We start from the raw sequence: 25113 nt of genomic DNA, 5'->3' as shown, positions 1-25113 counted from the left end.
GGGACACCAGCCGTGACGTGGGACGGGGGATCGACGAAGGGCGCGTTCCTGGCCGGAGGGCCGGGCAGCGCGCCCATGCCGTGCCGATGTTCGGCGGCGGCGCCTACCGTGCCGGCAGGCGGGTCACCGGCTCCGTAACGGGGCCACCGTTGTCCTGCCACCTGCCACCTGCCGCCTGCCGCCTGCGTCAGGTCGAGTCCCGCATGACCAGCTCGGTGGGCAGGATCACCGCGGCCGGGTCCTCGCCGCCGATCTGGGCCAGCAGTACCCGCACCATCTCGCTGCTGATGCGGTCGTAGGGCTGGCGGATCGTGGTGAGGGCGGGGGTGGACTCCGTCGCCGCCGCGGAGTCGTCGAAGCCGCCCACGGACACGTCCTCGGGGACCCGTCGGCCGGCCCTGCGCAGTGCCGTCAGGGCACCCTGTGCCATCAGGTCGGAGGCCACGAACACGGCGTCCATGTCCGGGGCCCGGGACAGCAACCGCTCGGCCCCCGCCTCACCGCTGGCCCGGCTGTAGTCGCCGGAGGTGATGAGGCGCTCGTCGATCTCGACGCCCGCCTCGGTGAGCACCTCCTTGTAACCGGCGAGGCGGTCGACGCCACCGGGGCTGTCCAGCGGACCGGTCACGACACCGATGCGGCGCCGGCCCAGCGACAGCAGATGGCGCACCATGTCCCGCGCGCCGTCCCGGTCGTCCGCGGCCACGTAACTCACCTTGGAGCCCCGGCCCATGGGCTTGCCGCACTGGACGAGGGGCACCCCCGCCTCGCGCAGCTCCTCGGCGACCGGGTCCGCGGAGTGGCTGGAGACCAGCAGCACCCCGTCGACGTGGCCCGCGGTGATGTACCGCGTTATCCGGCGCCGCTCGTCCTGTGTGCCGGCCAGCATCAGCAGCAGCGGGATGTCGTGCGCGGCCAGTGCCTGGGTGCAACTGCGCAGCAGGACGTTGAAGTTGGGGTCCTCGAAGAGCATTTCCTGAGGCTCCGTCAGCAAGAAGCCGATGGAGTCGGAGCGTCCCGTGATCAGGGACCGGGCGTGCCGGTTCACGACGTAACCCGTCTTGCGGATCGCGGCGTTGACCGCCTCCTGGGCGGCCGGGCTGACGTAGTGCCCGCCGTTGAGGACGCGCGAGACGGTGCCACGCGAGACCCCGGCCTCGCGGGCCACGTCGTGGATCGTCGGCGGCCTGCGTCGGCCCCCCGTGTTGCTCATGGTCATGACTTTACGGCCCCGGACAGCAGATCGAGGCTCCAGAACCGCTGGATGATCAGGAACAGCGCGATCAGCGGGAACACCGCGAGGAAGGCACCGGTGATCACCAGCGTGTACAGGGCCGGGGTGTTGGCGCCCTGCTCCAGGAGCGTGTACAGACCGAGCGTGATCGGGAACTTCTCGTCGTCGCTCAGCATGATGTACGGCAGCAGGAAGTTGTTCCAGATCGCCACGAACTGGAAGAGGAACACCGTCACCATGCCGGGCACCATCATCGGCAGCGCGATCCGAGTGAAGATCCGCCACTCGCCGGCGCCGTCCATCCGCCCGGCCTCGACCACGTCGGCCGGGACGGCCGCCGCGGCGTAGATGCGCGCGAGGTAGACGCCGTAGGGGGAGAGGATCTGGGGGAGCAGCACCGACAGGTAGGAGTCGGTGAGGTCCGCCTGGGCCAGCAGCAGGTACTGCGGGACGGCGAGAATGATCGGCGGCATCAGGACACCGGCGAGCAGGACGTTGAACATCGTCTCGCGGCCGCGGAAGCGGTAGGTGGCGAGCGCGTAGCCGCTGAACGCCGACACGACCGTCGACAGCAGGGCGCCCACGCCGGAGTAGAACGCCGAGTTGGCCATCCACGCCCAGTAGACGCCGTCGCGGTAGGCGTTGAGGTCCTTGAGGTTCTCGGTGAGACCCGTGCCGGGCAGGAACGTGAAGGTCGAGAACAGCTCCGTGCCGGACTTCGTCGACGCGATCACGACCCAGGCCACCGGGAGCAGGGTGTAGAGGGCGCCGATCAGCAGCGCGACCGTCGGGACGAGCGCGATCCGGCGGCGCAGGGGCGGGCCCTGGGCGGCGCGGGGCGTGCTGCCCTCCCCGACTCTCGACTTCGCTCGACCGGGGGGACCCCCGTCCGGCTCGGTCTTGTGTACGGCAAGAGAACTCATCGTGCTGCCTCCTGCTTCTGACGACGGTTCGCGGCCCGCAGGAACCCGAAGGAGAGCAGCAGCGTCGCGAGCGCGATGATCACGGCCTGCGCGGCGGCCGCGTGGATGTCGTTGGTGCCGAACGCGTCCCGGTACACCTTCATCAGCGGACTCCACGTCGTGGAGACGGAGTTGGTGAGGGGCTTGAGGGTGGTCGGCTCGTTGAACACCTGGAGGGTGGCGATGATCGAGAAGAAGAAGGTCAGCACCAGCGAGGGCGCCACCATCGGGATCTTGATCCGCAGGGCGACCTGCGTCGGGGTGGCGCCGTCCAGCTTGGCCGCCTCGTAGACCTCCGCCGGGATGGCCTGGAGCGAGGTGTAGATGACGATCATGTTGAAGCCGGTGCCGCCCCAGATCGCGATGTTCGACAGGGCCAGGTACAGCGGACCGCCGTCCAGCAGGTCCGGCTGGGGCAGGCCGAGCCTCTCCAGGACGTAGTAGAACGGGCTGACGTCGGGCAGGTACAGAAAGCCCCACAGCAGCGCCGCCACCACGCCGGGGATGGCGTACGGCAGGAAGATCGCGAGCCGGGTGAACGAGGTGAACCGCACCTTGTCGGAGTCGAGCATCAGCGCGAACAGCAGGGCGAGGCCGAGCATCACCGGGACGACGATGCAGCCGTAGCCGAGGACGCGCAGGGCACCGTGCAGCAACTCGCTGTCGGACAGGGCGTCCGTGTAGTTCTCCAGGCCGGCCCAGACCTCCGTGCGGGCGCCCTTGCCCAGGCCGAGCCCGGAGACATGCACCTTGCGGAAGCTGAGGTAGACGGCGTAGCCGATGGGCAGCGCGAAGAACAGCGCGAAGAGGAGCGTGGCGGGGATGAGGAAGAGATAGGGGGCGCTTCGCGCTCGTTCGAGGGTGGTGGTGGGAGACGGGTGGGCATACGGGGCCCCCTTGACCCCGTACGACCTCCGGCGTGCGATCGTCACTCGCTGACTCCGAAGCCCTGCTTCTTGAGGTCGGCGACCGTGTCGTCCTGCATCGTGTCCAGGGCGGCGGTGAAGTCCGACTTGTTCTTGGCGGCGGCGCCGAAGGCGTCCTTGAAGGACGTGTAGGCGACGTTCACGTTCGGGCCCCAGGCGGAGGGCGCCGTGGTCTTCGCGATCTCGGCGGCCTTGGTGTAGAAGTCCGCCTGGTTCGAGAAGTAGTCGGGAGCCTGGGCGAAGGCGCCGCTGGTCTGGGCGTTGGTGGCGGCCGGGTAGATGCCGCTCTCCTTGGCCAGCGCCTGGAGGGCCTGGTCGTCGGTGTTCAGCCAGGCGGCGAACTTGGCGGCGGCCTCCTGGTGCCCCGAGTCCGTGGTGACGGCGGTGGAGGAGCCGCCCCAGCTGCCGGTCCTGTTCTCGCCCGCGGCCCACTGGGGGAGCGGGGCCATGGCCCACTTGCCCTTGGTGGCGGGCGCGGCGGTGGTCAGGGTGCCCGGCGCCCACACGGCGGAGACCCAGGCGATCTGCTTGCCGGTGTTGAGCGCCTTGTTCCAGGCCGGGGTGTACATCGGCTGGTTGTCGACGGCGTCCTCCTTGACGAGGCCGCCCCAGAAGTCGGCGACCTTCTTGGTGGCCGCGTCGTTGATGCCGACCTTCCACTTGTCGCCCTCGGTGGTCCACCACCGCGCGCCGGCCTGCTGGGCCAGGCCCGCGAAGAGGCCGGAGTCGTTGGCGGAGAAGGTCGTGAGGTCGGTGCCGGGGGACTTCTTCTTCAGCGCGCGGGCCGTCTCGGCGAACTCGTCCCAGGTGGTGGGGACGGTCAGGCCGTACTTCTTGAAGAGGTCCTGGCGGTAGTAGAACATCATCGGGCCGATGTCCTGCGGCACCGCGTAGACGGCGTCCGAGCCGAGTGTGGTCTGCTGCCAGACACCGTCGGCGAACTTGCCCTTGGCGTCGCCCACGTTCTTCGAGATGTCCGCGAGGGCGTCGTTGCTGACCAGGGTCGGCAGCGCCTGGTATTCGGCCTGGACCAGGTCGGGCGCCTTGCCGGCCTTGTGCGCGGTGAGGATCTTGGTGATGAGCGCGTCACCGGACGCCTGCTTCTTCACCGTGACGGTGATCTGGTCCTTCTTGCCCTGACCCTTGTTCCACAGGTCGACGACCTTGTCCATGCCGGGCGTCCACGTCCAGTACGTCAGCGAGACCGGACCGGAGTCGGCCTTGCTGTCGCCGTCGGACGAGCCGCAGGCGGCCAGTGCGGTGGCGCCGAGGGCAACGGCGATGGTGGATGCCACAAAGCGGCTGCGCTTCGTGATGGGCATGGATCTCTCCCCTGACCTGGGTCCCCGCCTGCTGCGAGAACCTGCGCCTTCGTTCCCGCGGCTCGCCTCCGGGACGCCTGTCGCCGCTGTCGAGGGCGCGATCGTGCTCAGCCCTGCGGGCCTCCGCGCGCTCGCCCCCTCGACACCGACGCGCCCCTCGGCTCGCTCGCGGTGCTTCTGTGAGCGTTCACAGTAGAGAAACATCCCGGACACTTGTCAATGGTTGTTGCTGTGCGGTTATGTTGGGCTCGCACCCCTGGTCAGGTGTGTGCACGTTCCCAAATGATCGATTAAACGGGAGAGACCCATGCCGGAAGCCACCCCCAGGGGCCTCACCAGGCTCGCCTTCGGTGGGGACTACAACCCCGAGCAGTGGCCGGAAAGCGTCTGGCACGAGGACGTCCGGCTGATGCGGGAGGCCGGCGTCACGATGGTGAGTGTCGGGATCTTCTCCTGGGCGCTCCTGGAACCGGCACCGGGCGTGTACGACTTCGGCTGGCTCGACCGCCTGCTCGACCTGCTCCACGAGAACGGCATCCGCGCCGACCTCGGCACCCCCACCGTGGTGCCCCCGGTCTGGTTCTACCGGGCCCACCCCGAGGCCCTGCCGGTGACGGCGGAGGGCGTGCGCTACGAGTTCGGCTCCCGCGGCGCGATCTGCCACAGCAACGCCGACTACCGCGCGGCCGCCGCGAACATCACCACCCGGCTCGCCGAGCGCTACGCCGACCACCCGGCCCTGGCGATGTGGCACGTGCACAACGAGTACGGCGTCCCCGTCTCCGCCTGCTACTGCGACTCCTGCGCGGCCCACTTCCGGCGCTGGCTGGCCTCGACCTACGGGACCGTCGAAGGCGTCAACGAGGCCTGGGGCACGGCCTTCTGGGGCCAGCGCTACGCGGACTTCGAGGACATCAACCCGCCGCGCCTCGCCCCCACGGTCGGCAACCCGGCCCAGGCGCTGGACTACAAGCGCTTCGCCGACGCCACCATGCGCGAGAACTTCCGTATGGAGCGGGACATCCTGCACCGCCTCGCGCCCGGTGTCCCGGTGACCACCAACTTCATGACCGCCCTCAGCCAGTGCGACTCCGTCGACTACTGGGCCTGGGGCCGCGAGGTCGACATCGTCACCAACGACCACTACCTGATCACCGACGGCCGCCGCACCCACGTCAACCTCGCCATGGCCGCCGACCTCACCCGCTCGGTGGCCGGGGGAGCGCCCTGGATCCTGCTGGAGCACTCCACCTCGGGCGTCAACTGGCAGGCCCGCAACCCCGCCAAGGCCCCCGGCCAGATGGCCCGCAACTCCCTCGCCCACGTGGCGCGCGGCTCCGAGGGCGCCATGTTCTTCCAGTGGCGCCAGTCCCGGCGCGGCGCCGAGAAGTTCCACTCCGCGATGCTCCCGCACGGCGGCACCGACACGCGCGTCTGGCGCGAGGTCGTCGAACTCGGCGCCTGTCTCGACTCGTTGAGCGACCTGCGCGGCACCCGCACCCAGGCCGACGTAGCCGTCCTGTGGGACTGGCACTCCTGGTGGGCGCAGAACCTCGACTGGCGCCCCAGCGAGGACCACGACCCGCGCGAGCGCGCCGACGCCTTCTACGAGGCCCTCTACGACCGGCACCTCACCGTCGACTTCGCCCACCCGGAAGCCGACTTGTCGAGGTATCCCCTTGTCGTCGTACCCGCCCTCTACCTGATGACCGAGACGGCCGGGAACAACCTCAAGGAGTACGTGGAGAACGGCGGCACCCTCGTCGTCTCCTACTTCTCCGGCATCGTCGACGAGCACGACGCCGTGCACGAGGGCGCCTACCCCGGCCCGCTGCGCGACGTCCTCGGCCTCGCGATCGAGGAGTTCTCGCCGCTGCTCCAGGGCGAGAACGTACGCCTCACCGGCCCGGACGGCTCCGAGCTCAACGGCGACGTGTGGACCGAGTTCGTCGTCCCGCACGGCGCCGAGACCGTGTGGACCTACGCCGACGGGCTCACCGCGGGACATCCGGCGGTCACGCGGCACCGTCTCGGCGAGGGCACCGCCTGGTACGTCTCCACCCGCCTCGGTGCCGAGGGCCTCGACGCGCTGCTCGGCTGGGCCGTCGAGGACGCCCAGGTCACCTCGCGCGCCGACCTGCCCCGCGACGTCGAGGTCGTACACCGCGCCGGTGGGTCGGGCACCTACCTGTTCGCGATCAACCACACCGCCGAGGACGCGAAGGTGGCGCTGGCGGGCACCGGCACCGAGCTGCTGACCGGTGTGCAGGCCGCGGGCCGCCTGGAGGTCCCGGCCGGAGGCGTCCGGGTCGTACGACTCGACGGCTGAACCGGGGCGCCACGCGCCCGACCGACTCCCCTCCGCCCGTGCGAGCCGCGAGCCGCGGGTGGAGGGGCCCCTTCGCCATCCCCGTCGAAGGGCATTCCCCACCCCCATGTCGAAGGGACGACGGACGACGATGTTCCATCCCAGACGCACCCTGCGCGCCCTGCTTCTCCCGCTCACCGCGGGGCTCGCCCTCACCGCGCTGCCCGCCCAGACCGCCCAGGCGGCGAGCACGCTGACCAACGGCGGCTTCGAATCCGACGGCGCGGCCACGGCGGCCCCGGCCGGCTGGTCCGAGTACGGCTCGACCGGCGCATCGTTCAGCGAGGCCGGCGGCCACGGCGGCAGCTACCGCCTGACCCACTGGGCGTCCTCCGCGTACAAGGTGGAGACGTACCAGTACCTGTCCGGGCTGTCCAACGGCGCCTACAGACTCACCGCCTGGGTCCGCTCCGGCGGCGGTCAGAACTCCGCCTACATAGCCCTGAAGAACTGCGGCGGCTCCGAGCAGCGCACCAATCTGCCGGTCTCCGCGAGCGGCTGGATCCGGATCGTGGTCCCGGTCAACGTGACCAGCAACCAGTGCACCATCAGCATCAACAGCGACGCCAACGCGGGCAACTGGATCAACGTCGACGACCTGACCTTCGCGTCGGGCACCGGCGGGACGACCATCAAGGGCTCCGACGTCTCCTCCCTCGCCAAGAGCGAGGCGCGCGGCGGTACGTACCGGACCAGCTCCGGCGCGACCGGCGACGCGCTCGCCGTCCTCAGGTCCGCCGGGCAGAACTACGCGCGCGTCAAGGTCTGGGTGAGCCCCAAGGACGGCTACAACACCAAGACCCAGGTGCTGGCGCTGGCCAAGCGCGTCAAGGCACAGGGCATGAAGCTGCTGGTCGACTTCCACTACTCGGACACCTGGGCCGACCCGGGCGCCCAGACGGTGCCGGCGCCGTGGGCCGGCCACAGCTACAGCCAGTTGAAGACGGACGTGTACAACCACACGTACGACGTCCTCAACGCGCTGAAGGCGCAGGGCACCACGGCCGACATGGTCCAGGTCGGCAACGAGATCAACGGCGGCATGCTGTGGTCGGCGGGCTCCACCGACAACTGGTCGCAGCTCGCCGGTCTGCTCAACTCCGGCTACGCCGCGGTCAAGGCGGTCAGCTCCTCCACCCAGGTGGCGCTGCACCTCGCCAAGGGCGGTGACCTGGCCGGCACCCGCTGGTGGTTCGACAACGCGGTCTCGAACGGCGTGAAGTTCGACCTCATCGGCCTGTCCTACTACGGCTACTGGCACGGCTCGCTGTCCGACTTCCAGACGACCCTGGACGACGCGGCCTCCCGCTACGGCAAGCCGGTCTTCGTCGCCGAGACGGCGTACCCCTTCCGTCTCGACAGCGAGGACGGGCACGAGAACATCATCAACCTCGACAGCGAACTCGTCTCCGGCTACCCGGCCACGACGGCCGGCCAGACCCGCTGGATGAACGACGTGGCCAGCATCGTCGAGGCCGTCCCGAACGGCCGCGGCCTCGGGGTCTTCTACTGGGAGTCGACCTGGACCGCGGTCACCGGCAACGGCTGGGACCCGGCCGACTCCTCCTCCGGCAACGGCTGGGAGAACCAGGCCCTGTTCGGCTACGACGACAAGGCGCTGCCGGCGATGGCGTGGTTCAGCCACCGGTAGCCCAGGTGACCCGAGGGCCCGGCCGCACACCGCGCGGCCGGGCCCTCGCGCGGTGCCGCCCAACCGGAGGCGGCGGTCCCGACTCGTCGCCCGGCGCAGACGCCCACGGCGACAGCGACAGCGGCAGACGCTCCGGCAGACGTTCCCCACATGCCCGTTCGATATCGGACAAGCCGTGTGAAGTCCGTATACGACGGTCTCAATTGCGGGACAGTGGGAACACGCGGTAGGAGGCCGGACCGAGAGGGGATGCCATGCTGCGAACTCCCGTCAGCGAACGACGGCTGGAGATCCTGGAATGGCTGAAGGACCCGGCCGCGCACTTCCCGTCCCGGCGTCGCGGCGAGCTGACCGAGGAGGGTGTGACCGCGGACGCCGTGGCCGCCAGACTCGGGGTGTGCCGTGAAGTCGCCGACACCCATCTCGAACTTCTCGCGGCCATCGGTCTGTTGCACGCCACGCGGGTCAAGCGGCGCACGTACTACCGGCGGGACGAGATGCGGCTGGCCGAGGTGGCCCGCATGTTCGAGAAGGGCTGGTAGGAACGGGTTCACCGGCGACGAAGGGCGGATGTCCGTGGAGCGTGCACAGGTGCTGGTCCCCTACAGGTACGTGGCGATCGGCGGCCGTGGCCCCGAGGACGTGGTCGCCGACAGCCGGGGCCGGGTGCTCACCGGGGTGGAGGACGGCCGCCTCCTGCGCCTCGACGGACTCGCCGATCCGGACACGGCTCGCGTCGAGGTGCTCGCCGAGACCGGCGGCAGACCGCTCGGCCTCGAACTCCTCTCGGACGACACCCTGTTGGTGTGCGACGCCGAACTCGGCCTGCTGCGCGTCGACCTGACCACCGGCGTGGTGCGCATCCTCGCCGACTCGGTGGCGGGGGAGCGGCTGCGGTTCTGCAGCAACACCGTAGCCCTGTCCGACGGCAGCGTGTACTTCACGGTCTCCAGCCGCAGTTACCCCCTCGACCAGTGGATCGGCGACCTCGTCGAGCACACCGGCACGGGCCGTCTGCTGCGCCTCGCGCCCGGCGGTGAGACACCCGAAGTCCTCCTGGAGGGGCTCCAGTTCGCCAACGGGCTCGCCCCCAGCGGCGACGAGTCCTTCCTGGTCGTGGCCGAGACCGGCGCGCGCCGCCTCACCCGCCTCTGGCTCACCGGCCCGAACGCCGGCCGCAGTGAACCCTTCGTCGAGGACCTCCCCGGCATGCCCGACAACATCTGGCGCGCGGGTCCCGAAGGGCCGATCTGGGTGTCGCTGGCCGGCCCTCGCGTGCCCCCGCTGGACCTTCTGCACCGCGCCGCGCCCGCCGCCCGCCGCGCCGCCGCCCGGCTGGCCGTGCACGCCCCCTTCCGTCCCACCGGCACGATCGGCGTCCTCGCCGTCGACGACCACGGCGCGACCGTCCACCACCTCGCCCGCCGCCGCTCCGGCTTCCGGATGGTCACCAGCGTCTGCGAGGCCGCAGGCCATCTGGTCCTGGGCAGCCTGTGGGAGCGAGGCGTCGCCCTGTGCGAGCCGCCCGCCGGTAAGAGCGTCCGGCGTTAGCCTGTTGACCGGCCCTGACAGGGCGGTCCAGGCAGGAGACGTACGACCATGACAACTCCGGAGGCCGAGAGGCTCCGCACCCCCGCGCCCCGCCCTCCGCGCGGCCAGGCACCCGTCGTCGCCGTGGTCGCGCTCGGCGGGGCCCTCGGCGCCACGGCCCGGTACGGGCTCTCCCTGTGGTGGCCCCACCGGCCGGGCGGATTTCCCTGGGCGACCTTCTGGACCAACGTCGCGGGCTGCGCCGCCATCGGGGTCCTCATGGTCGTCGTCACCGAGGTGTGGGCCGCCCACCGCCTGGTCAGGCCCTTCCTCGGCACCGGCGTCCTCGGCGGCTTCACCACCTTCTCCACCTACGCCGTCGACATCCAGAAGCTGGTCGACTCCGGCCACCCCGGCACCGGCTTCGCCTACCTCGCCGCGACTCTCCTCGCGGCCCTCGCCGCGGTGTGGCTCGCCGCGACCACCACCCGCCGTGTCCTGAAGCGGAGACCGTCATGACGAGGCTGACCGGCAGTGCCCTGCGGGTGACCGTGTTCGTCGGCGAGAACGACACCTGGCACCACAAGCCCCTCTACAGCGAGATCGTGCACCGCGCGCACGCCGCGGGCCTCGCGGGCGCCAGCGTCTTCCGCGGCATCGAGGGCTTCGGCGCCTCCTCCCGGATCCACACCTCACGGCTGCTGTCCCTGAGCGAGGACCTGCCCGTCGCGATCGTCGTCGTCGACACCGAGGAGCGGGTGCGGGCCTTCCTGCCGCAGCTCGACGAGCTCGTGACCGAGGGGCTGGTGACCCTCGACGCCTGCGAGGTCATCCGGTACGCCGGCGGGGACGAGCCGGAGGAAACGGACACGGAGGGTAAGAACTCGTCGTGAACTGGCTGCTCGTCGTCGCGGGCGCCATGGTCGGCGCCCCGCTCCGCTACCTCACGGACCGCGCGGTCCAGTCCCGCCACGACTCGGTCTTCCCATGGGGCACCTTCGCGGTCAACGTCTCCGGCTGTCTCGTCCTCGGCCTGCTCACCGGCGCCGCCGGGTCCCAGCAGGTGCAGCTCCTGCTCGGCACCGGCCTGTGCGGCGCTCTGACCACGTACTCGACGTTCTCCTACGAGACCCTGCGGCTGGCCGAGACGGGCGCGGGGCTGTACGCCCTCGCCAACGTGGGCGGCACCCTGCTCGCGGGGCTCGGTGCGGCGTTCGCGGGCGTGGAACTGGCCCGCGCGCTCGGGGCGTAAGGATCCGGACACGTCCGCGTGTAGTAAGACTGTCCCCGCCCGATCCGCCCCTCCGCTGGAAGAACTGGAACCCATGAGCGCCATCAGCGTCGGTCAGGCCGTCGTCCTCGGAGCCGTCGAGGGGGTGACCGAGTTCCTGCCCGTCTCCTCCACCGGCCATCTCAAGATCGTCGAGGGGCTCATGGGCATCCCCGTCGACGACGACGCCGTGGTGGGTTTCTCGGCGGTCATCCAGGTCGGGGCGATCGCCGCCGTGCTCGTGTACTTCTTCAAGGACATCGTGCGGATCGTCTCCGCGTGGGGCCGCGGGCTGCGCGACAAGGAGGAGCGCTACCACCACGACTACAAGTTCGCCTGGTGGGTCATCTGCGCGACGATCCCGATCGTCGCCGTGGGTCTCGCCGCCAAGCCGCTGATCCAGGGCCCGCTCGCCTCGCTCTGGGTGGTCGCCGGTTCCCTGATCGTCGGCAGCGGTGTGATGTGGGTGGCGGACCAGAGGGGCCGGCACAAGCGGGGGGAGGACGACACGTCCTTCAAGGACGCGATGCTCGTCGGCAGCTCCCAGATCCTCGCGCTGCTCTTCCCCGGTTTCTCCCGCTCCGGCGCCACCATGTCCACCGCCCTCCTGCTCGACCTGGACCGCGTCGCCGCCACCCGGCTGTCGTTCTTCCTCGGCATCCCCGCCCTGACCGGCGCCGGCATCTACGAGCTCAAGGACGCGCTCGGCACCGGCGCGGGCGCGGCACCGCTGGTCGTCGGCACGGCCGTCTCCTTCGTGGTCGCCTACGCCTCCATCGCCTGGCTGCTGAGGTTCGTGGCCAAGCACTCCTTCAACGCCTTCGTCGTCTACCGGATCGTCGTGGGCCTGCTGCTGTTCGGTCTCCTCGGCACGGGTGTGCTGCACGGCTGACCGGCGCGCCCGGGGTGTGAGGCGGCATTCAACCCTCACGCCCCGTGAAAATCCTTTTTCACGCGTCTTGACAGCACCCTCCCGCCGCGCGGAGTATCTCTCCCGTGAACCTGTCAGACAGCCGGACAGCCGGACAGCCTCCGCGGCGCGTCAGCGCCATGGAAGCGGTGCTGGCGTATCTGCGTGGCGCCATCGAGCGCGGGGAGTACGCCATCGGCGACAAGCTCCCCTCCGAGGCCGAGCTCTGCCGCACCCTGGAGGTCAGCCGACCCGTCCTGCGCGAGGCCCTCAGGGCGTTGCAGACCATGGGTCTGACCGTCTCCAAGACCGGCAAGGGCACCTTCGTCATCGCCGACGCGGTCGAGGACCCCACCTTCGGCGACTACGCGGCCAGCGACCTGCTGGAAGTGCGCCGCCACGTCGAGATCCCCGTCGCCGGGTACGCGGCCCTGCGCCGCACCCCGGAGAACCTCGACCACCTGGCGCATCTGCTGGACCGCATGGAGCGGGAGACGGACACCACCGCGTGGGTCGCGATGGACACCCTGTTCCACCTGGCCGTGGCCGAGGCCGCCCAGAACCCGGTCTTCCGCCGGGTGATCGAGGAGATCCGCGACGCACTGGCGCGTCAGTCGGCCTTCCTCAACGAACTCGGTGGACGCCGTGAGCAGTCCAACCGGGAGCACCGGGCGATCGTCGAGGCGCTGGTCGACGGTTCCGAACTCGACGCGGTGGAGGCCATGTCCCACCACCTCGACCGCGTCGAGACCACCCTCACCGACATCGTGCGTTCCCCGGGCGCGGGCACGGACACCTCCACGGAAGGCGAACCCCAGCCTTGAGCGAGCAGAGCCTGCACGACGGCGTGCAGAAACGTTCCGTCCATGTCGACGCCGGAGACGAGGGCTACAGCAAGTCGCTGAAGTCCCGGCACGTCAACATGATCGCCATCGGCGGCGCCATCGGCACCGGTCTCTTCCTGGGCGCCGGCGGCCGCCTCGCCGACGCCGGCCCCTCCCTCTTCATCGCCTACGCGGTCTGCGGGATCTTCGCCTTCCTCGTCGTCCGCGCCCTCGGCGAACTCGTCCTGTACCGCCCGTCCTCGGGCGCCTTCGTGTCGTACGCCCGGGAGTTCATGGGCGAGAAGGGCGCGTACATCGCCGGGTGGATGTACTTCCTGAACTGGGCCACCACCGGCATCGCCGACATCACCGCGGTGGCCGTCTACACCCACTACTGGGGCATGTTCTCCGACATCCCGCAGTGGGTGATCGCGCTCGTCGCGCTCGCCGTGGTCCTCACCGTCAACCTGGTCTCGGTGAAGATGTTCGGTGAGCTGGAGTTCTGGTTCGCCATCATCAAGGTCGGCGCGCTGGTGACCTTCATGCTCATCGGCATCTTCCTGCTGGTCACCCAGCACGAGGTCGGCGACACCACCCCCGGCCCGGCCCTGATCACCGACCACGGCGGCGTCTTCCCCCACGGTCTGCTGCCCATGCTGCTGATCATCCAGGGCGTCGTCTTCGCCTACGCCTCCGTCGAACTGGTGGGCGTCGCCGCCGGCGAGACCGAGAACCCCGAGAAGATCATGCCGAAGGCGATCAACTCGATCATGTGGCGCGTCGGCCTCTTCTACGTCGGCTCGGTCGTCCTGCTCTCGATGCTGCTGCCCTGGTCCTCCTACAAGGCGGGCGAGAGCCCCTTCGTGACCGTGCTCTCCAACGTCGGGATCCCGGCGGCCGGCGGCGTGATGAACCTCGTCGTCCTCACCGCGGCCATGTCCTCGCTCAACTCCGGCCTGTACTCCACCGGCCGCATCCTGCGCTCCATGGCCATGTCCGGCTCCGCGCCCAGGTTCACCGGCGTGATGAGCCGCAGCCAGGTCCCCTACGGCGGCATCCTGCTCACCAGCGGCATCTGCGTGCTCGGCGTCGGCCTCAACTTCGTGGTCCCCGCCGACGCGTTCGAGATCGTCCTCAACTTCGCCGCGATCGGGATCCTGTCCACCTGGGGCATGATCATGATCTGTCACCTGCTCTTCTGGCAGAAGACCCAGAAGGGCGACCTGACCCGCCCCGGCTACCGACTGCCGGGCTCCCCCTGGACCGAAGTCGTGACGCTGGCCTTCCTCGCCACCGTCCTGGTCCTCATGTACGCCGACGGCGGCGCCGGACGCACCACCGTGCTGTGCCTGCCGCTGATCGTCGGCGCGCTGGTCGCCGGGTGGTACGCCATCCGCGGCCGGCAGGCCCGCAACTCCACCACCGACGTCGACGCGTGACCCGCGTGACGTTCATCCCGAAGCAGGAAGTGATGTACAGCAGTTCCGTCGCGGCCCCACCCCTGATCCGCGAGCCCCTGCACGCCCCCGTCGCCCACCTCATACGCGGCGGGGTCGTGGAGGGCATCCACTACGGTTCCGTCGTCGTCCTCGGCGCGGACGGCCAGGTCCGGTTCCAGCTCGGCGACATCGAGGCCGCGTTCTACCCGCGGTCCGCGTTGAAGCCCGTGCAGGCCGTGGCCATGGTCCGGGCCGGACTCCCGCTCGACGGCGAGCTCCTCTCGCTCACCGCGGCGAGCCACTCCGGCGAGGAGCGCCATCTCGCCGGCACCCGGCGGATCCTGGAGCTCGCGGGGCTCGGCGAGGACGCCCTGCGCAACGTGCCGGACATGCCGTTCGACCCGATCGTGCGCGACGGGTGGGTCCGGGAGGGCCGACCGCCCTCCCGGCTCGCACAGAACTGCTCGGGCAAGCACGCGGCGATGCTCTACACGTGCGTGCTCAACGACTGGCCCCTCGACGGCTATCTGGACCCCGCGCACCCGCTCCAGCAGGCGATCGCCGAGATCGTCGAGGACCTCACGGGGCAGCGGATCGCCCGGGTGACGGTGGACGGGTGCGGAGCACCGCTCTTCGCCGTCTCGCTGCACGGGCTCGCCCGGGCCGCCGCGCGCATCACCACCGCGGCGCCGGGCACGCCCGAGGCGCGGGTGGCCGACGCGATGCGGTCGCACGCGGAGATGGCGTCCGGGGCGGGCCGGGACGTGGCCGCGTTGATGAGGGCGGTGCCGGGGCTGCTCGCCAAGGACGGGTTCGAGGGCGTGCAGGTCGCCGCCCTTCCGGACGGGCGTTCTGTTGCTGTGAAGATCGCCGACGGGGCGAATCGGGCGCGGGTGCCTGTCGCCGCGGCGGCGTTGGCCTGGGCCGGGGTTGATCCTGCTGTTCTGGGCGAGTTCCAGGGCGAGGCGCTTTACGGAGGCGGCCGGGAGGTTGGGCGTGTGCGGCCCGTTCGGTCGCTGGAGCCGGTTGTTGTTTCGGCCTGCGCCTAAGGATGTGCCTGGACTCGTCCTCTTGCGGCTGCGGGCCGGTTGCGGCTGGTCGCGCAGTTCCCCGCGCCCCTAGAAGACTCACCTCCCCCCTCAGAAAGAGGAACCGAACCTCATGACCGCCGTCGTCAGCCGCCGCGAGCACGATCTGCTCGGTGACCGCGATGTCCCCGCCGACGCCTACTGGGGTGTGCACACCCTGCGAGCCACGGAGAACTTCCCCATCACCGGGACGCCGATCTCCGCCTACCCGCATCTCATCGACGCCCTGGCCGCGGTGAAGGAGGCCGCCGCGCTGGCCAACGAGGAGCTGGGGCTGCTGGAGCCGCGGAAGGCCGCAGCGATCGTGGAGGCCTGCCGGGAGATCCGCGAGGGCAAGCTGCACGAGCAGTTCGTCGTCGATGTCATCCAGGGCGGGGCCGGCACCTCGACCAACATGAACGCCAACGAGGTGATCGCCAACCGGGCGCTGGAGCTGCTGGGGCACGAGAAGGGGCAGTACCGGCACCTGCACCCCAACGAGGACGTCAACCTGGGCCAGTCCACCAACGACGTCTACCCGACCGCGGTCAAGGTGGCCACGGTCTTCGCCGTGCGCGGCCTGCTCCAGGCGATGGCGGTCCTCCAGGACTCGTTCGCCCGCAAGGCCGTGGAGTTCCATGACGTGCTCAAGATGGGCCGTACACAGTTGCAGGACGCGGTCCCGATGACGCTCGGTCAGGAGTTCTCCGCCTACGCCGTCATGATCGACGAGGACCGTCATCGTCTTGACGAGGCCGTGCAGTTGATCCATGAGATCAACCTCGGCGCCACGGCCATCGGCACAGGACTCAACGCCCCGGCCGGGTACGCCGAGTCGGCCCGCCGCCACCTCGCCGCGATCACCGGGCTGCCGCTGGTCACCGCCGCCAACCTGGTCGAGGCGACCCAGGACTGCGGCGCGTTCGTCCAGATGTCCGGCGTGCTCAAGCGGATCGCGGTCAAGCTCTCCAAGAGCTGCAACGACCTGCGGCTGCTGTCCTCCGGGCCGCGCGCGGGCCTCGGCGAGATCAACCTGCCACCGGTACAGGCCGGTTCGTCGATCATGCCCGGCAAGGTCAACCCGGTGATCCCCGAGGTCGTCAACCAGGTCGCCTTCGAGGTGATCGGCAACGACGTCACCATCACCATGGCCGCCGAGGCCGGACAGCTCCAGCTCAACGCCTTCGAGCCGATCATCCTGCACTCCCTGTCGGAGTCCCTCACCCACCTGCGCGCCGCCTGCCTCACCCTCGCCTCGCGCTGCGTGGACGGCATCACCGCCAACACCGAGGTGCTGCGCGCCACCGTCGAGAACTCCATCGGCCTGGTCACCGCCCTCAACCCGCACATCGGGTACACGGCCGCCACCGACATCGCCAAGGAGGCCCTCGCCACCGGCCGCGGCGTGGCCGAACTCGTCCTGGAGAAGGGCCTGTTGCCCGCCGAGACCCTCGCCGACCTGCTGCGCCCGGAAGTCCTCGCGGGCACCGGCCGGGCCCTGGCCTGACCAGCCTCGATCCGCTGATGCGCGCCCGGACCGGCCCGGAGGCACAATGGTGATCATGACGTCGTCCATGACCTTCGAGCCGATCCTGGCACGCATCGCCGAGGAGATCGAGCGCACCCCCGGCCGCGGCCGGCCCGCCGACTACATCCCGGCGCTGGCCGCCTGCGACCCGCGCCGCTTCGGCATGGCCGTGGCGGAGCTGGACGGCACGGTGTACGGCGTGGGGGACTGGCGGCAGCCGTTCTCCACGCAGTCCATCACCAAGGTCTTCACCCTCGCCCTGGACCTGGCCCGCGAGGGCGACGCGCTCTGGGAGCACGTGGGCCGCGAGCCCTCCGGCAACCCCTTCAACTCTCTGGTCCAGCTGGAGTACGAGAACGGCATCCCGCGCAACCCGTTCATCAACGCGGGTGCCCTCGTCGTCACCGACCGCCTCCAGACCCGTACCGGGGACGCGGCGGGCGAGCTGCTGTCCTTCCTGTGCACCGAGAGCGGCAACCCGAGCCTGGACTTCGACAAGGAGGTCGCCGCCTCCGAGTCCGCGCACGGCGACCGCAACGCCGCCCTCGCCCATTTCATGGCGTCCTACGGCAACATCGACAACCCGGTGCCGGTCCTGCTCGACCAGTACTTCCGCCAGTGCTCCCTGCTCGCCTCCTGCGCCGACCTGGCCCTCGCGACCACCTTCCTGGCCCGCCACGGCATCCGCGCCGACGGGTCCCGGCTGCTCACCCGCAGTCAGGCCAAGCAGGTCAACGCGGTGATGCTGACCTGCGGGACGTACGACGCGGCCGGGAACTTCGCCTACCGGGTCGGACTGCCGGGCAAGAGCGGCGTGGGCGGCGGCATCATCGCGGTGGTCCCGGGGCGGTGCACGCTGTGCGTGTGGAGCCCGGGGCTCGACGAGCGGGGCAACTCGGTGGCCGGGGTGGCGGCACTGGACCGGTTCACGACGCTCACGGGACTGTCGGTGTTCTGAGCCCCCGGCGGTCACCCCCAGGGCGTCCGTGCCGCGCCCGGGCCGATCGGCGTCCCCCTCGGCCTGGTCCCGCCGGCAGCGACGCGGCTGCTCCCGGCCCTCACCGTGCCGGTCCGCGCCGGGCGTCGAAGGGCTCCTCGGCGCCGCTGCCTGCGCGTGGATCGCCTTGGGCCTGCTGCTGTGGCTGCCGGCCGGTCAGTGCCGGAGCGGTCGCCCGGTCCTGCCCCGCAGGGCGAACGCGACGGCGAGCGCGCCGAGTGCCGCGGCCCCGGCGATCGCCCCCGTCCGCGACCAGCCCGACCCCTCGTCGGGGACGACGACGGCGGCGGCCGTGGCCGCGGGCACCGCCTCCGGGCCGGGCCGCGCCCGGACCCGCGGCGCGTCCAGCGAGCCCACCGGATCCACCCGCCCCGCCGCGCCGAACCCCCAGTCGAGCAGCTCGCGCGCCTCCTCGTACACGGCGAACCCCCCGCCGGACCGAGGGTTCATCACGGTGACCACCAGCGTGCGGCCATCCCGTCGCGCGGCGGCGACCAGCGTGTTGCCCGCGTGGCTGGTGTAACCGTTCTTGACGCCGATCAGCCCGTCGTAGGGCTTCACCCCGTCCGCGCCCGTGAGCAGCCGGTTGGTGTTCTGGATGGCGTACGACCCGCCGCCGCGCCCGGGGAACCGCGCCTCGACCGTGCCGCAGTACCGCGCGAAGTCCGGGTTGCGCAGCCCCGCCCTACCGAAGACGGCCAGGTCGTACGCGGAGGAGACCTGGCCGGGAGTGTCGTAGCCGTCGGGGGAGCGGACGTGGGTGTCGAGGGCGCCGAGGGCCCGGGCCTTGGCCTGCATCCGGGAGGCGGCGGCACGCCAGCCGCCGCTGAGCCGGGCCAGGACGTGCACGGCGTCGTTGCCGGAGTTGAGGAAGACCCCGTGCCACAGGTCGGACACCCGGTACGTCTGCCCTTCCCGTACCCCCACCAGGCTGCTCCCGGCCCCGATGTCCGCCAGTTCGTCCGGCCCCACCCGGTGCCGGACCCCGGCGGGCAGCACGGGGAGCACGGCCAGGGCGAACAGGGTCTTGAGCGTGCTGGCCGGCGGCAGCTTGCGATGCGCGTCGTGCGCCGCGAGCACCTCCCCGCTGCGGGCGTCGGCCACGACCCACGACAGCGCGGAGACGTCCGGGGGCCGGGGGACGCCCTGGTGCGGGCGGACGTGTGTGCCGGAGCGGTAAAGCAGGGCGGGGCGCGGGGCCGAGGCCCGCGCCCCGCCGGGGTCGGAGCCCGTGTGCGCGGCCGCCGGGACGGGGGCGAGCGTCAGCAGGCCCGCCGTGCACAGCGCGCAGGCCGACACGACAACCCGGGAGGGAGATCCGATGGTCATACCGCCAACGTAGGAACGGACCATCCGTCCGAGGCGCTGCCCGGGCCGTGCGGGGCGCGCGAGCACCCGGACGGGGGAGCGTGTCAGTCCGTGGGCAGCGTCGGCTGGACGCGGCGCAGGAACGTCGCGTTGTCCGGGGTCGCCCGCAGGCGTTCCAGGAGGGTTTCCAGGTTGGCGTGGCCGTCGCGGGTCTGCAGGGCGCGGCGCAGTCCGCGCATGGTGGCCAACTCGGCCGAGGGCAGGAGGAGTTCCTCGCGGCGGGTGCCGGAGGGGGTGACGGCGACGGCCGGGAAGACGCGCCGGGAGGCGAGTTCGCGGTCGAGGCGCAGTTCCATGTTGCCGGTGCTCTTGAGCTCCTCGAAGAAGAATTCGTCGGCACGGGAGCCGGTCTCCACCAGGGCGGTGGCGAGGATGGTGAGCGAGCCGCCCTCCTCGGCGGTCCGGGCGGCCCCGAAGAACCGCTTGGGGCCGATGAGCGCCGTCGCGTCGACACCACCGCTGAGGGTGCGGCCACCGGCGGCGGCCGCGTTGTTGTGGGCCCGGCACAGCCGGGTCAGGGAGTCGAGCAGGATCACGACGTCCTCACCGGCCTCGACGAGCCGCTTGGCCCGTTCGATGACGAGCTCGGCGAGCGCGATGTGCTGCTGGGGCGTGCGATCGAACGTGGAGGCGTACACCTCGCCGCGCACCGAGCGCCGCATGTCGGTGACCTCCTCGGGGCGCTCGTCCAGCAGCACCACCATCAGCCGGCACTCGGGGTGGTTGCCGGCGACGGCCGCCGCGATCTGCTGGAGGAGGACGGTCTTGCCGGTCTTGGGCGGCGCGACGATCAGGCCGCGCTGCCCCTTGCCGACGGGGGCGATCAGGTCGGCGACCCGGCCGGTCAGACCGGACGCCGGGTGTTCGAGCCGGAGGCGTTCGTGGGGGTGCAGCGGCGTCAGGTCGCGGAAGTGGCGGCGACCGCGGACCGCGTCGGGGGCGCGGCCGTTGACCCGGGCGACCTCGGTGAGGGCCCGCTGGGTGCCGCGGACACCGTCCACGAGGTCTCCCTTGCGCAGACCGTACGCGCGGATCAGCGCGGGGGAGACCTGGAGGTCGGACGGCAGGGGCAGCAGGCTCCCGGCGCGCAGATGGCCCTTGCCGTTCGCGTCGATGTCGAGGACACCGGTGGCCGCGCGGACCGGGAGCTGCTGCTGGACGGGGGGTTCGAGTGTGGTGGTCATGGTGGGCGGTCCTTTCGAGGACGGACGGCATGAGGCATGCGAGGAAGGGAGGGAAGCCGCGGACGGGAAGGCGGACAGAGCGCCTTCGGGCGGCGGGGAACAGCACCGCGGACGGGGCGACGGAACGCTGCCACGTGTTGGTGCGGGGAAGCCGGGGAGCCGGTCACGACGGACGGGCGGTTCGGCTGATCTGAAGGGAACTGGCACCGGCGCCCACAAGGGGGGCGTACACAAGTGCTAGCGGCACCGTACCACAGCGGTACGGTCAGCGGGTGGCGAGCAGGCCGTACAGGAGCGGGATCCGGGGCTCGGGCAGGCGCCACCAGCCGGATTCCGTACGCACCATCCTCGGCCAGCGCGGCCAGGGAAGCTCGTCGCTCTCCGTCAGGCGCCGGATGGTGAGTCCCGCCTCCACCAACGCGTTGACGACCTCGCTCATTCCGTGCATCCACTCGTAGCTGTCCGTGGCGCCCTCGACGGCCGGACCGTCGGTGTAGGTGTGCGTGGCGTCGCGGCGCACGGCACCGCCGCCGGCCAGGTAGTCGTGGCGCAGCAGCAGTTCGGGCCCCTCGCCGGGAGCGGGCTTCGGGCCGAGGGAGTTGAGCAGGGGATGGAACTCGACGACGTACAACCGCCCACCCGGGCGCAGCAGTCGAGCGACCACGCCCGCCCACCTCGGCAGGTCCGGCAGGTAGCACAGCGCGCCCTTGCCGGTGTAGACGACGTCGAACCGCCGTCCCTCCAGGGCCTCCACGGCGTCGTACACATTGGCCTGCACGTAGGTGACGTCCAGCGCCGCCCGCGCCGCGATGTCCTTCGCGGCGGCCACGGACGCCGCGGAGAAGTCCAGGCCCGTCACCCGGGCGCCGCGCTCGGCGAAGGCGAGCGTCTCGGTGCCGAGATGGCACTGGAGATGGAGCAGGTCGCGGCCGGCCAGGTCGCCGAGGTCCTCCCACTCGAACCCGGCGAACCAGCGGGCGGGATCCAGGCCCTGGTCGAGAGCGTAGAAGCGGCTGGCGAGGTGGACGGGGGTGCGGGCGTCCCAGTTCGCCTGGTTGGCCCGCATGAGCCGCGCGTGCTCGTCGGTGGTCATGGGCCCATCCAACCGTGTGCCGGGCCACGGCGGCGGACCAAGGACCTGATCCGGCCGGAGGTCGTTCCTCCGTGGTGAGGTCAGGAGACGCGGCCGGTCTCCGCCTCCTTCGCGATCCGGTCGAACTGCGCGCCCATGGCCTCCGCGAGGGCCTGGGCGCCTGACAACGGCCGCACCATGACCGTGAGTTCGTCGATCAGGCCGTTCTCGTCGAGGTGGATGAAGTCACAGCCCGTCAGCGTGCGGTCGCCCACCCGGGCCGAGAACACCAGGGCGTGGTCGCGGCCGTCGGCGCCGGTCAGCTCACGCTCGTAGCGGAAGTCCTCGAAGACCCGGGAGACACCCCGCAGGATCGCCGCCGTGATGGCCTTGCCGGGGTACGGCTTGAAGACGACCGGGCTGGTGAAGACGACGTCCTCGGCCAGCAGCGCCTCGACCGCGTCGAAGTCCCACGCCTCGACGGCCTCGCGGAAAGCACGCATCCGACCTCACTTCATAGTCAATTAGTTGAGTAATCGCACCCTACGGTAGGGCGCGGTGCGCGCTGTGTCCACGGGTGGTGCTCACCTAAGCTGACGCGATGTTCAGCCCAGAAGGTCCGAGCCTGCGGGAACTCGCCGTCCAGGCCCTGTCGTCCGTGGAACGCGGCTACGACCTCCTCGCCCCCAAGTTCGACCACACGCCCTTCCGGACCCCGGACTCCGTGCTCGACTCCGTCGCACAGGCGCTGACGCGGATGGGGCCCTTCGACGCCGGACTCGATCTGTGCTGCGGCACCGGGGCGGGCGCCGACGTGCTCGGACAGGTGTGCCAGGAGCGCGTGGTCGGGGTCGACTTCAGCGCCGGGATGCTCGACGTGGCCCGAGAACGCGTGCCGGCGACCGGGCCGCGGCTCGACTGGGTGCGCGCGGACGCCCGTGCGCTTCCCTTCGGGCCCGCCTTCGATCTCGTCGTCAGCTTCGGGGCCTTCGGGCACTTCCTCCCCGCCGAACTGCCCGGACTGTTCGGCCAGGTGCGCTCGGTGCTGCGACCGGGGGGACGCTTCGCCTTCCCTGTCGTCGCGCCACCCCGGCCGGGGTCGCTCGGGTACTGGATGCTGCTGGGCTTCGACGCGGTGATGCGGGTGCGCAACGCCGTGTGGCGACCGCCGTTCGTCATGTACTACCGGGCGTTCCGGCTCGGTGACGTGCGCCGGGAGCTGGAGCGTGCCGGGTTCGAGGTGGAACTCGTCGCGCTGCCCGGGTTCGGGAACCGGAGCGACGGCAGCCCGCGCGTCCGCATGGTGGTGGCGGGGTTGCCGGGTGGGCGCCGGTGACGGACGGCGCGCCCCGACCGCTCACGGGAGGTGGCTCGTACGGAAGTTGACGGACCTGGTCACCCGGGGTCCGACCCCGACGCGTCTCGTCGGGCGGCTGTGCCTTCGTCCGCAGGCACCGTGAACTCGTAGACCAGCGCCTCCTGCTGGGCGTCCAGCACGAGATCGGTGATCTCCAGCGGCCGGGCGTACTGGTCGTGCACCCGCCGGGTGACCCGGACCGAGGGCGTGTCGGCGAGCGGGGTGATGGAGTCGCGGTGGTGCAGCGTCAGCCCCGCCTTGCGCATCCAGTCGTAGGCCCGCCCCAGCTGCGCCGACGCGCTGCCGTCGGCCCGCCCCCGGTACCTGGCCAACTCCGCGACCTCGGCGAGCGCCACCGCGGAGAAGGACGTGACCGCCGTCCGGCGGCCCGACTGGTAGCGGTGCACCAGGGTCGGCCGGTGCGGGGCGAGCCCGAGAGCCTCGGCGTGGTCCGGCGGGGGAGTCTCCCAGGTGACGGTCGCCCGGTCGGCCGCCCCCGGACCCGCGGTGTCCGAGCCCACCGGGAAGGCGAGGGCGGACGGGGCCTCGACCGGCGTGGCGGGAAGGGCGGCGTGGCTGCCCCGCCGGTCGGTGGTGACCAGGCCGCCGTGCCGCAGCACGTGGAGCGCCTGGCGGACGGTCTCCCGGCTGACCCCGAAGTGCGCGGCCAACTTCCGCTCACCCGGCAGCCGTTCACCGGGCGGGATGGTGCCGTCGCGCAGTTCGCCGAGCAACTCCGTGGCGATCCTCCAGTACAGGGGTTGGTCCTCGGGCGGGGTGGTGCGGGCCATGCCGCGCCTCCTGTCGGTGACGTGCCGTAGCCGAACGGGCTCAGTGCGCCACCAGATCTACCATTGGTCTAAACCACAAGGGAAGGGCGGTCCGCGGGATCGGCCGAAACCGCCCCACCCCTCACAGCGCGCGGTAGACGGCGTCGACCAGCGCCATCTTCCGCGGATCGTCGGCGATATGAGGCCCCATGCGGTTCATGACGTAACCGAGCGACACCCCCGCCTCAGGGTCCGCCAGCCCGCACGAACCGCCGAAGCCGTCGTGCCCGTAAGCCCGCGGATTCGGCCCGTACGACCCGTTCGCCCCGCTCAGCCACAGCCCCAGTCCCAGCTCGGTCTCGCTCGCGAAACCGGCGCCCAGCACCAGATCCCGGCACGCACCCTGTCCCTCGCGCACCCGCTCGGCCGCCGCGGTCGACAGAATCCGGTGGCCGTCGTAGGTCCCGCGCCCCGCGAGAACGCCGTACAGCCCGGCCACCGCCCGCGCGGTCCCGTGCCCGTTCGCGGCGGGGATCTCGGCGGCCCGCCACCCCGGGGTGTTCGCCTCGGTGGCGCCGGCCGGCGGGTTGGCGAGGGCGGCCCGCGCAAGGGGGGCCAACTGGCTGAAGACCGCGGCCTGTTCGCTGTCGGCGGCGGTTCTCGGACGGACCAGCTCCGCCGCGCGCCCGTACGCCTTCTCCGGCATCCCGATCGTGAAGTCGATGCCGAGCGGCCCGGTCACCTCCCGCTCCAGGAACGCCCCCGGCAGCAGCCCCGACACCCGCCGCACGACCTCGCCGACCAGGAACCCGTAGGTCAGCGCGTGATACCCGGACCGTGAACCGGGCTCCCACCAGGGCTCCATCGCCGCGAGCCGGTTCACCGTCAGCTCCCAGTCGTAGAGCTGCTCCAGCGAATGCGGTTCCCGCAGCCCGGACAGTCCCGCCCGATGCGACAGCAGGTGCCGGACGAGGACCTTCTCCTTGCCCGCCGCGGCGAACTCGGGCCAGTACGTGGCCACCGGGGCGTCGAGGTCCAGCAGGCCCCGGTCGGCGAGGAGGTGCGCGCACAGGGCCACAGGCCCCTTCGAGGTCGACCACACGTTGACCAGCGTGTCCCGCTCCCACGCACGCGTGCGTGCCGCGTCCGCCCACCCGCCCCACAGGTCCACCACGGTCCGCCCGCCCACTATGACGGTGACCGCGGCCCCCAGCTCGCCGCGTTCTGCGAAGTTCTCCTCGAACGCCCCACGCACCGCGGCGAACCGCTCGTCGCAGTGCCCCTCGACCCGGGCTTCGTGCTCGGACATGGACCGCCTCCGTCGTACGCCGAAA

General features: G+C 71.2%; 24 protein-coding genes. 14 read left to right on the top strand and 10 right to left on the bottom strand.

The genetic code is table 11. From position 1 onward, the window contains the following. Positions 1–187 precede the first annotated feature (187 nt). Genes ACZ56U_RS11475 through ACZ56U_RS11460 form a run of 4 tightly spaced genes read right to left on the bottom strand, consistent with a single transcriptional unit; the run spans position 188 to position 4444 of the window. Positions 188–1219, bottom strand: a complete 1032-nt coding sequence (locus tag ACZ56U_RS11475) for a LacI family DNA-binding transcriptional regulator (RefSeq protein ID WP_469083807.1) — start codon at positions 1217–1219, stop codon at positions 188–190. Then, entirely contained in the window at positions 1216–2157 is a 942-nt protein-coding gene (locus ACZ56U_RS11470; protein ID WP_469083806.1) for a carbohydrate ABC transporter permease, read from the bottom strand. The genes ACZ56U_RS11475 and ACZ56U_RS11470 overlap by 4 nt, the downstream gene beginning before the upstream one ends. Continuing rightward, positions 2154–3128, bottom strand: coding sequence for a carbohydrate ABC transporter permease (locus ACZ56U_RS11465; protein ID WP_469083805.1), 975 nt, complete (start codon positions 3126–3128; stop codon positions 2154–2156). The genes ACZ56U_RS11470 and ACZ56U_RS11465 overlap by 4 nt, the downstream gene beginning before the upstream one ends. Beyond that, the gene (locus ACZ56U_RS11460; RefSeq protein WP_469083804.1) at positions 3125–4444 is read right to left on the bottom strand and encodes an ABC transporter substrate-binding protein; all 1320 of its coding nucleotides are present in this window, start codon (positions 4442–4444) and stop codon (positions 3125–3127) included. Before ACZ56U_RS11460 ends, ACZ56U_RS11465 begins: the two co-directional genes overlap by 4 nt. Positions 4445–4751: 307 nt before the next feature. On the opposite strand from ACZ56U_RS11460, the gene ACZ56U_RS11455 reads away from it, so the two are divergent. The 13 genes from ACZ56U_RS11455 (at position 4752) to ACZ56U_RS11395 (ending at position 17989) form a co-directional block, all read left to right on the top strand. Beyond that, positions 4752–6773, top strand: a complete 2022-nt coding sequence (locus tag ACZ56U_RS11455; protein ID WP_469083803.1) for a beta-galactosidase — start codon at positions 4752–4754, stop codon at positions 6771–6773. 130 nt (positions 6774–6903) lie between these two features. Further along, positions 6904–8463 carry a glycoside hydrolase family 53 protein gene (locus ACZ56U_RS11450; protein WP_469083802.1) on the top strand — a complete coding sequence of 520 codons (1560 nt, stop codon included), beginning with the start codon at positions 6904–6906 and terminating at the stop codon, positions 8461–8463. 254 nt (positions 8464–8717) lie between these two features. Then, positions 8718–9005, top strand: coding sequence for an ArsR family transcriptional regulator (locus tag ACZ56U_RS11445; protein WP_469083801.1), 288 nt, complete (start codon positions 8718–8720; stop codon positions 9003–9005). Positions 9006–9033: 28 nt separating this feature from the next. Further along, on the top strand, positions 9034–10014 hold the full coding sequence (locus ACZ56U_RS11440; protein WP_469083800.1) for an SMP-30/gluconolactonase/LRE family protein: 981 nt from the start codon (positions 9034–9036) through the stop codon (positions 10012–10014). 48 nt (positions 10015–10062) lie between these two features. Continuing rightward, positions 10063–10512: a fluoride efflux transporter FluC gene (locus ACZ56U_RS11435; RefSeq protein ID WP_469083799.1), complete on the top strand. Its 450-nt coding sequence runs from the start codon at positions 10063–10065 to the stop codon at positions 10510–10512. Next, positions 10509–10886, top strand: a complete 378-nt coding sequence (locus tag ACZ56U_RS11430) for a DUF190 domain-containing protein (RefSeq protein WP_469083798.1) — start codon at positions 10509–10511, stop codon at positions 10884–10886. Before ACZ56U_RS11435 ends, ACZ56U_RS11430 begins: the two co-directional genes overlap by 4 nt. Next, complete coding sequence (gene crcB / locus ACZ56U_RS11425) at positions 10883–11245, top strand: fluoride efflux transporter CrcB (protein WP_469083797.1); 363 nt, start codon at positions 10883–10885, stop codon at positions 11243–11245. Before ACZ56U_RS11430 ends, crcB begins: the two co-directional genes overlap by 4 nt. Before the next feature lie 73 nt (positions 11246–11318). Then, positions 11319–12155 (top strand): undecaprenyl-diphosphate phosphatase, encoded by an 837-nt coding sequence (locus ACZ56U_RS11420; RefSeq protein ID WP_469083796.1) that lies wholly within the window; start codon positions 11319–11321, stop codon positions 12153–12155. Positions 12156–12313: 158 nt separating this feature from the next. Beyond that, positions 12314–12997, top strand: a complete 684-nt coding sequence (locus ACZ56U_RS11415) for a FadR/GntR family transcriptional regulator (RefSeq protein ID WP_469083877.1) — start codon at positions 12314–12316, stop codon at positions 12995–12997. Beyond that, a complete protein-coding gene (locus ACZ56U_RS11410; RefSeq protein WP_469083795.1) occupies positions 12994–14436 on the top strand; it encodes an amino acid permease in 1443 nt (480 codons plus the stop codon). Before ACZ56U_RS11415 ends, ACZ56U_RS11410 begins: the two co-directional genes overlap by 4 nt. A gap of 32 nt (positions 14437–14468) precedes the next feature. Continuing rightward, entirely contained in the window at positions 14469–15485 is a 1017-nt protein-coding gene (locus ACZ56U_RS11405) for an asparaginase (RefSeq protein WP_469083794.1), read from the top strand. A 112-nt stretch (positions 15486–15597) separates the two neighbouring features. Further along, entirely contained in the window at positions 15598–17010 is a 1413-nt protein-coding gene (gene aspA, locus ACZ56U_RS11400; protein ID WP_469083793.1) for an aspartate ammonia-lyase, read from the top strand. Positions 17011–17056: 46 nt separating this feature from the next. Beyond that, positions 17057–17989 (top strand): glutaminase, encoded by a 933-nt coding sequence (locus ACZ56U_RS11395; protein ID WP_469083792.1) that lies wholly within the window; start codon positions 17057–17059, stop codon positions 17987–17989. A 195-nt stretch (positions 17990–18184) separates the two neighbouring features. Here ACZ56U_RS11395 and ACZ56U_RS11390 read toward each other — a convergent pair whose 3' ends face one another. The 4 genes from ACZ56U_RS11390 to ACZ56U_RS11375 form a co-directional block, all read right to left on the bottom strand. Next, entirely contained in the window at positions 18185–19357 is a 1173-nt protein-coding gene (locus ACZ56U_RS11390) for a D-alanyl-D-alanine carboxypeptidase family protein (RefSeq protein ID WP_469083791.1), read from the bottom strand. Between the two features lie 83 nt (positions 19358–19440). After that, positions 19441–20580, bottom strand: a complete 1140-nt coding sequence (gene rho / locus ACZ56U_RS11385; protein ID WP_469083790.1) for a transcription termination factor Rho — start codon at positions 20578–20580, stop codon at positions 19441–19443. Positions 20581–20845: 265 nt separating this feature from the next. After that, the gene (locus ACZ56U_RS11380; RefSeq protein WP_469083789.1) at positions 20846–21673 is read right to left on the bottom strand and encodes a class I SAM-dependent methyltransferase; all 828 of its coding nucleotides are present in this window, start codon (positions 21671–21673) and stop codon (positions 20846–20848) included. A gap of 80 nt (positions 21674–21753) precedes the next feature. Beyond that, positions 21754–22155: a nuclear transport factor 2 family protein gene (locus ACZ56U_RS11375; protein ID WP_469083788.1), complete on the bottom strand. Its 402-nt coding sequence runs from the start codon at positions 22153–22155 to the stop codon at positions 21754–21756. Between the two features lie 98 nt (positions 22156–22253). On the opposite strand from ACZ56U_RS11375, the gene ACZ56U_RS11370 reads away from it, so the two are divergent. Beyond that, positions 22254–22988, top strand: a complete 735-nt coding sequence (locus ACZ56U_RS11370; protein WP_469083787.1) for a class I SAM-dependent methyltransferase — start codon at positions 22254–22256, stop codon at positions 22986–22988. Between the two features lie 59 nt (positions 22989–23047). Here ACZ56U_RS11370 and ACZ56U_RS11365 read toward each other — a convergent pair whose 3' ends face one another. Together ACZ56U_RS11365 and ACZ56U_RS11360 are read right to left on the bottom strand one after the other, a co-directional pair. After that, on the bottom strand, positions 23048–23800 hold the full coding sequence (locus ACZ56U_RS11365) for a GntR family transcriptional regulator (RefSeq protein ID WP_469083786.1): 753 nt from the start codon (positions 23798–23800) through the stop codon (positions 23048–23050). Positions 23801–23921: 121 nt separating this feature from the next. Further along, entirely contained in the window at positions 23922–25088 is a 1167-nt protein-coding gene (locus ACZ56U_RS11360; RefSeq protein ID WP_469083785.1) for a serine hydrolase domain-containing protein, read from the bottom strand. Positions 25089–25113: the final 25 nt, after the last annotated feature.

The organism is Streptomyces sp. NPDC034103, from assembly GCF_055575395.1.
This window is presented reverse-complemented; position numbering and strand designations above follow the sequence as displayed.

What these genes read in the sequence shown, in the direction of transcription:
- ACZ56U_RS11440 (WP_469083800.1), top strand. Translation starts at nt 9,034, where the DNA reads ATGTCCGTGGAGCGTGCACAGGTGCTGGTCCCCTACAGGTACGTGGCG.
- aspA (WP_469083793.1), top strand. Translation starts at nt 15,598, where the DNA reads ATGACCGCCGTCGTCAGCCGCCGCGAGCACGATCTGCTCGGTGACCGC.
- ACZ56U_RS11395 (WP_469083792.1), top strand. Translation starts at nt 17,057, where the DNA reads ATGGTGATCATGACGTCGTCCATGACCTTCGAGCCGATCCTGGCACGC.
- ACZ56U_RS11475 (WP_469083807.1), bottom strand. Translation starts at nt 1,219, where the DNA reads ATGACCATGAGCAACACGGGGGGCCGACGCAGGCCGCCGACGATCCAC.
- ACZ56U_RS11445 (WP_469083801.1), top strand. Translation starts at nt 8,718, where the DNA reads ATGCTGCGAACTCCCGTCAGCGAACGACGGCTGGAGATCCTGGAATGG.
- ACZ56U_RS11365 (WP_469083786.1), bottom strand. Translation starts at nt 23,800, where the DNA reads ATGGCCCGCACCACCCCGCCCGAGGACCAACCCCTGTACTGGAGGATC.
- ACZ56U_RS11360 (WP_469083785.1), bottom strand. Translation starts at nt 25,088, where the DNA reads ATGTCCGAGCACGAAGCCCGGGTCGAGGGGCACTGCGACGAGCGGTTC.
- ACZ56U_RS11450 (WP_469083802.1), top strand. Translation starts at nt 6,904, where the DNA reads ATGTTCCATCCCAGACGCACCCTGCGCGCCCTGCTTCTCCCGCTCACC.
- rho (WP_469083790.1), bottom strand. Translation starts at nt 20,580, where the DNA reads ATGACCACCACACTCGAACCCCCCGTCCAGCAGCAGCTCCCGGTCCGC.
- ACZ56U_RS11380 (WP_469083789.1), bottom strand. Translation starts at nt 21,673, where the DNA reads ATGACCACCGACGAGCACGCGCGGCTCATGCGGGCCAACCAGGCGAAC.
- ACZ56U_RS11375 (WP_469083788.1), bottom strand. Translation starts at nt 22,155, where the DNA reads ATGCGTGCTTTCCGCGAGGCCGTCGAGGCGTGGGACTTCGACGCGGTC.
- ACZ56U_RS11370 (WP_469083787.1), top strand. Translation starts at nt 22,254, where the DNA reads ATGTTCAGCCCAGAAGGTCCGAGCCTGCGGGAACTCGCCGTCCAGGCC.
- ACZ56U_RS11405 (WP_469083794.1), top strand. Translation starts at nt 14,469, where the DNA reads ATGTACAGCAGTTCCGTCGCGGCCCCACCCCTGATCCGCGAGCCCCTG.
- ACZ56U_RS11455 (WP_469083803.1), top strand. Translation starts at nt 4,752, where the DNA reads ATGCCGGAAGCCACCCCCAGGGGCCTCACCAGGCTCGCCTTCGGTGGG.
- ACZ56U_RS11390 (WP_469083791.1), bottom strand. Translation starts at nt 19,357, where the DNA reads ATGACCATCGGATCTCCCTCCCGGGTTGTCGTGTCGGCCTGCGCGCTG.
- ACZ56U_RS11420 (WP_469083796.1), top strand. Translation starts at nt 11,319, where the DNA reads ATGAGCGCCATCAGCGTCGGTCAGGCCGTCGTCCTCGGAGCCGTCGAG.
- ACZ56U_RS11470 (WP_469083806.1), bottom strand. Translation starts at nt 2,157, where the DNA reads ATGAGTTCTCTTGCCGTACACAAGACCGAGCCGGACGGGGGTCCCCCC.
- ACZ56U_RS11460 (WP_469083804.1), bottom strand. Translation starts at nt 4,444, where the DNA reads ATGCCCATCACGAAGCGCAGCCGCTTTGTGGCATCCACCATCGCCGTT.
- ACZ56U_RS11430 (WP_469083798.1), top strand. Translation starts at nt 10,509, where the DNA reads ATGACGAGGCTGACCGGCAGTGCCCTGCGGGTGACCGTGTTCGTCGGC.
- ACZ56U_RS11415 (WP_469083877.1), top strand. Translation starts at nt 12,314, where the DNA reads ATGGAAGCGGTGCTGGCGTATCTGCGTGGCGCCATCGAGCGCGGGGAG.
- ACZ56U_RS11435 (WP_469083799.1), top strand. Translation starts at nt 10,063, where the DNA reads ATGACAACTCCGGAGGCCGAGAGGCTCCGCACCCCCGCGCCCCGCCCT.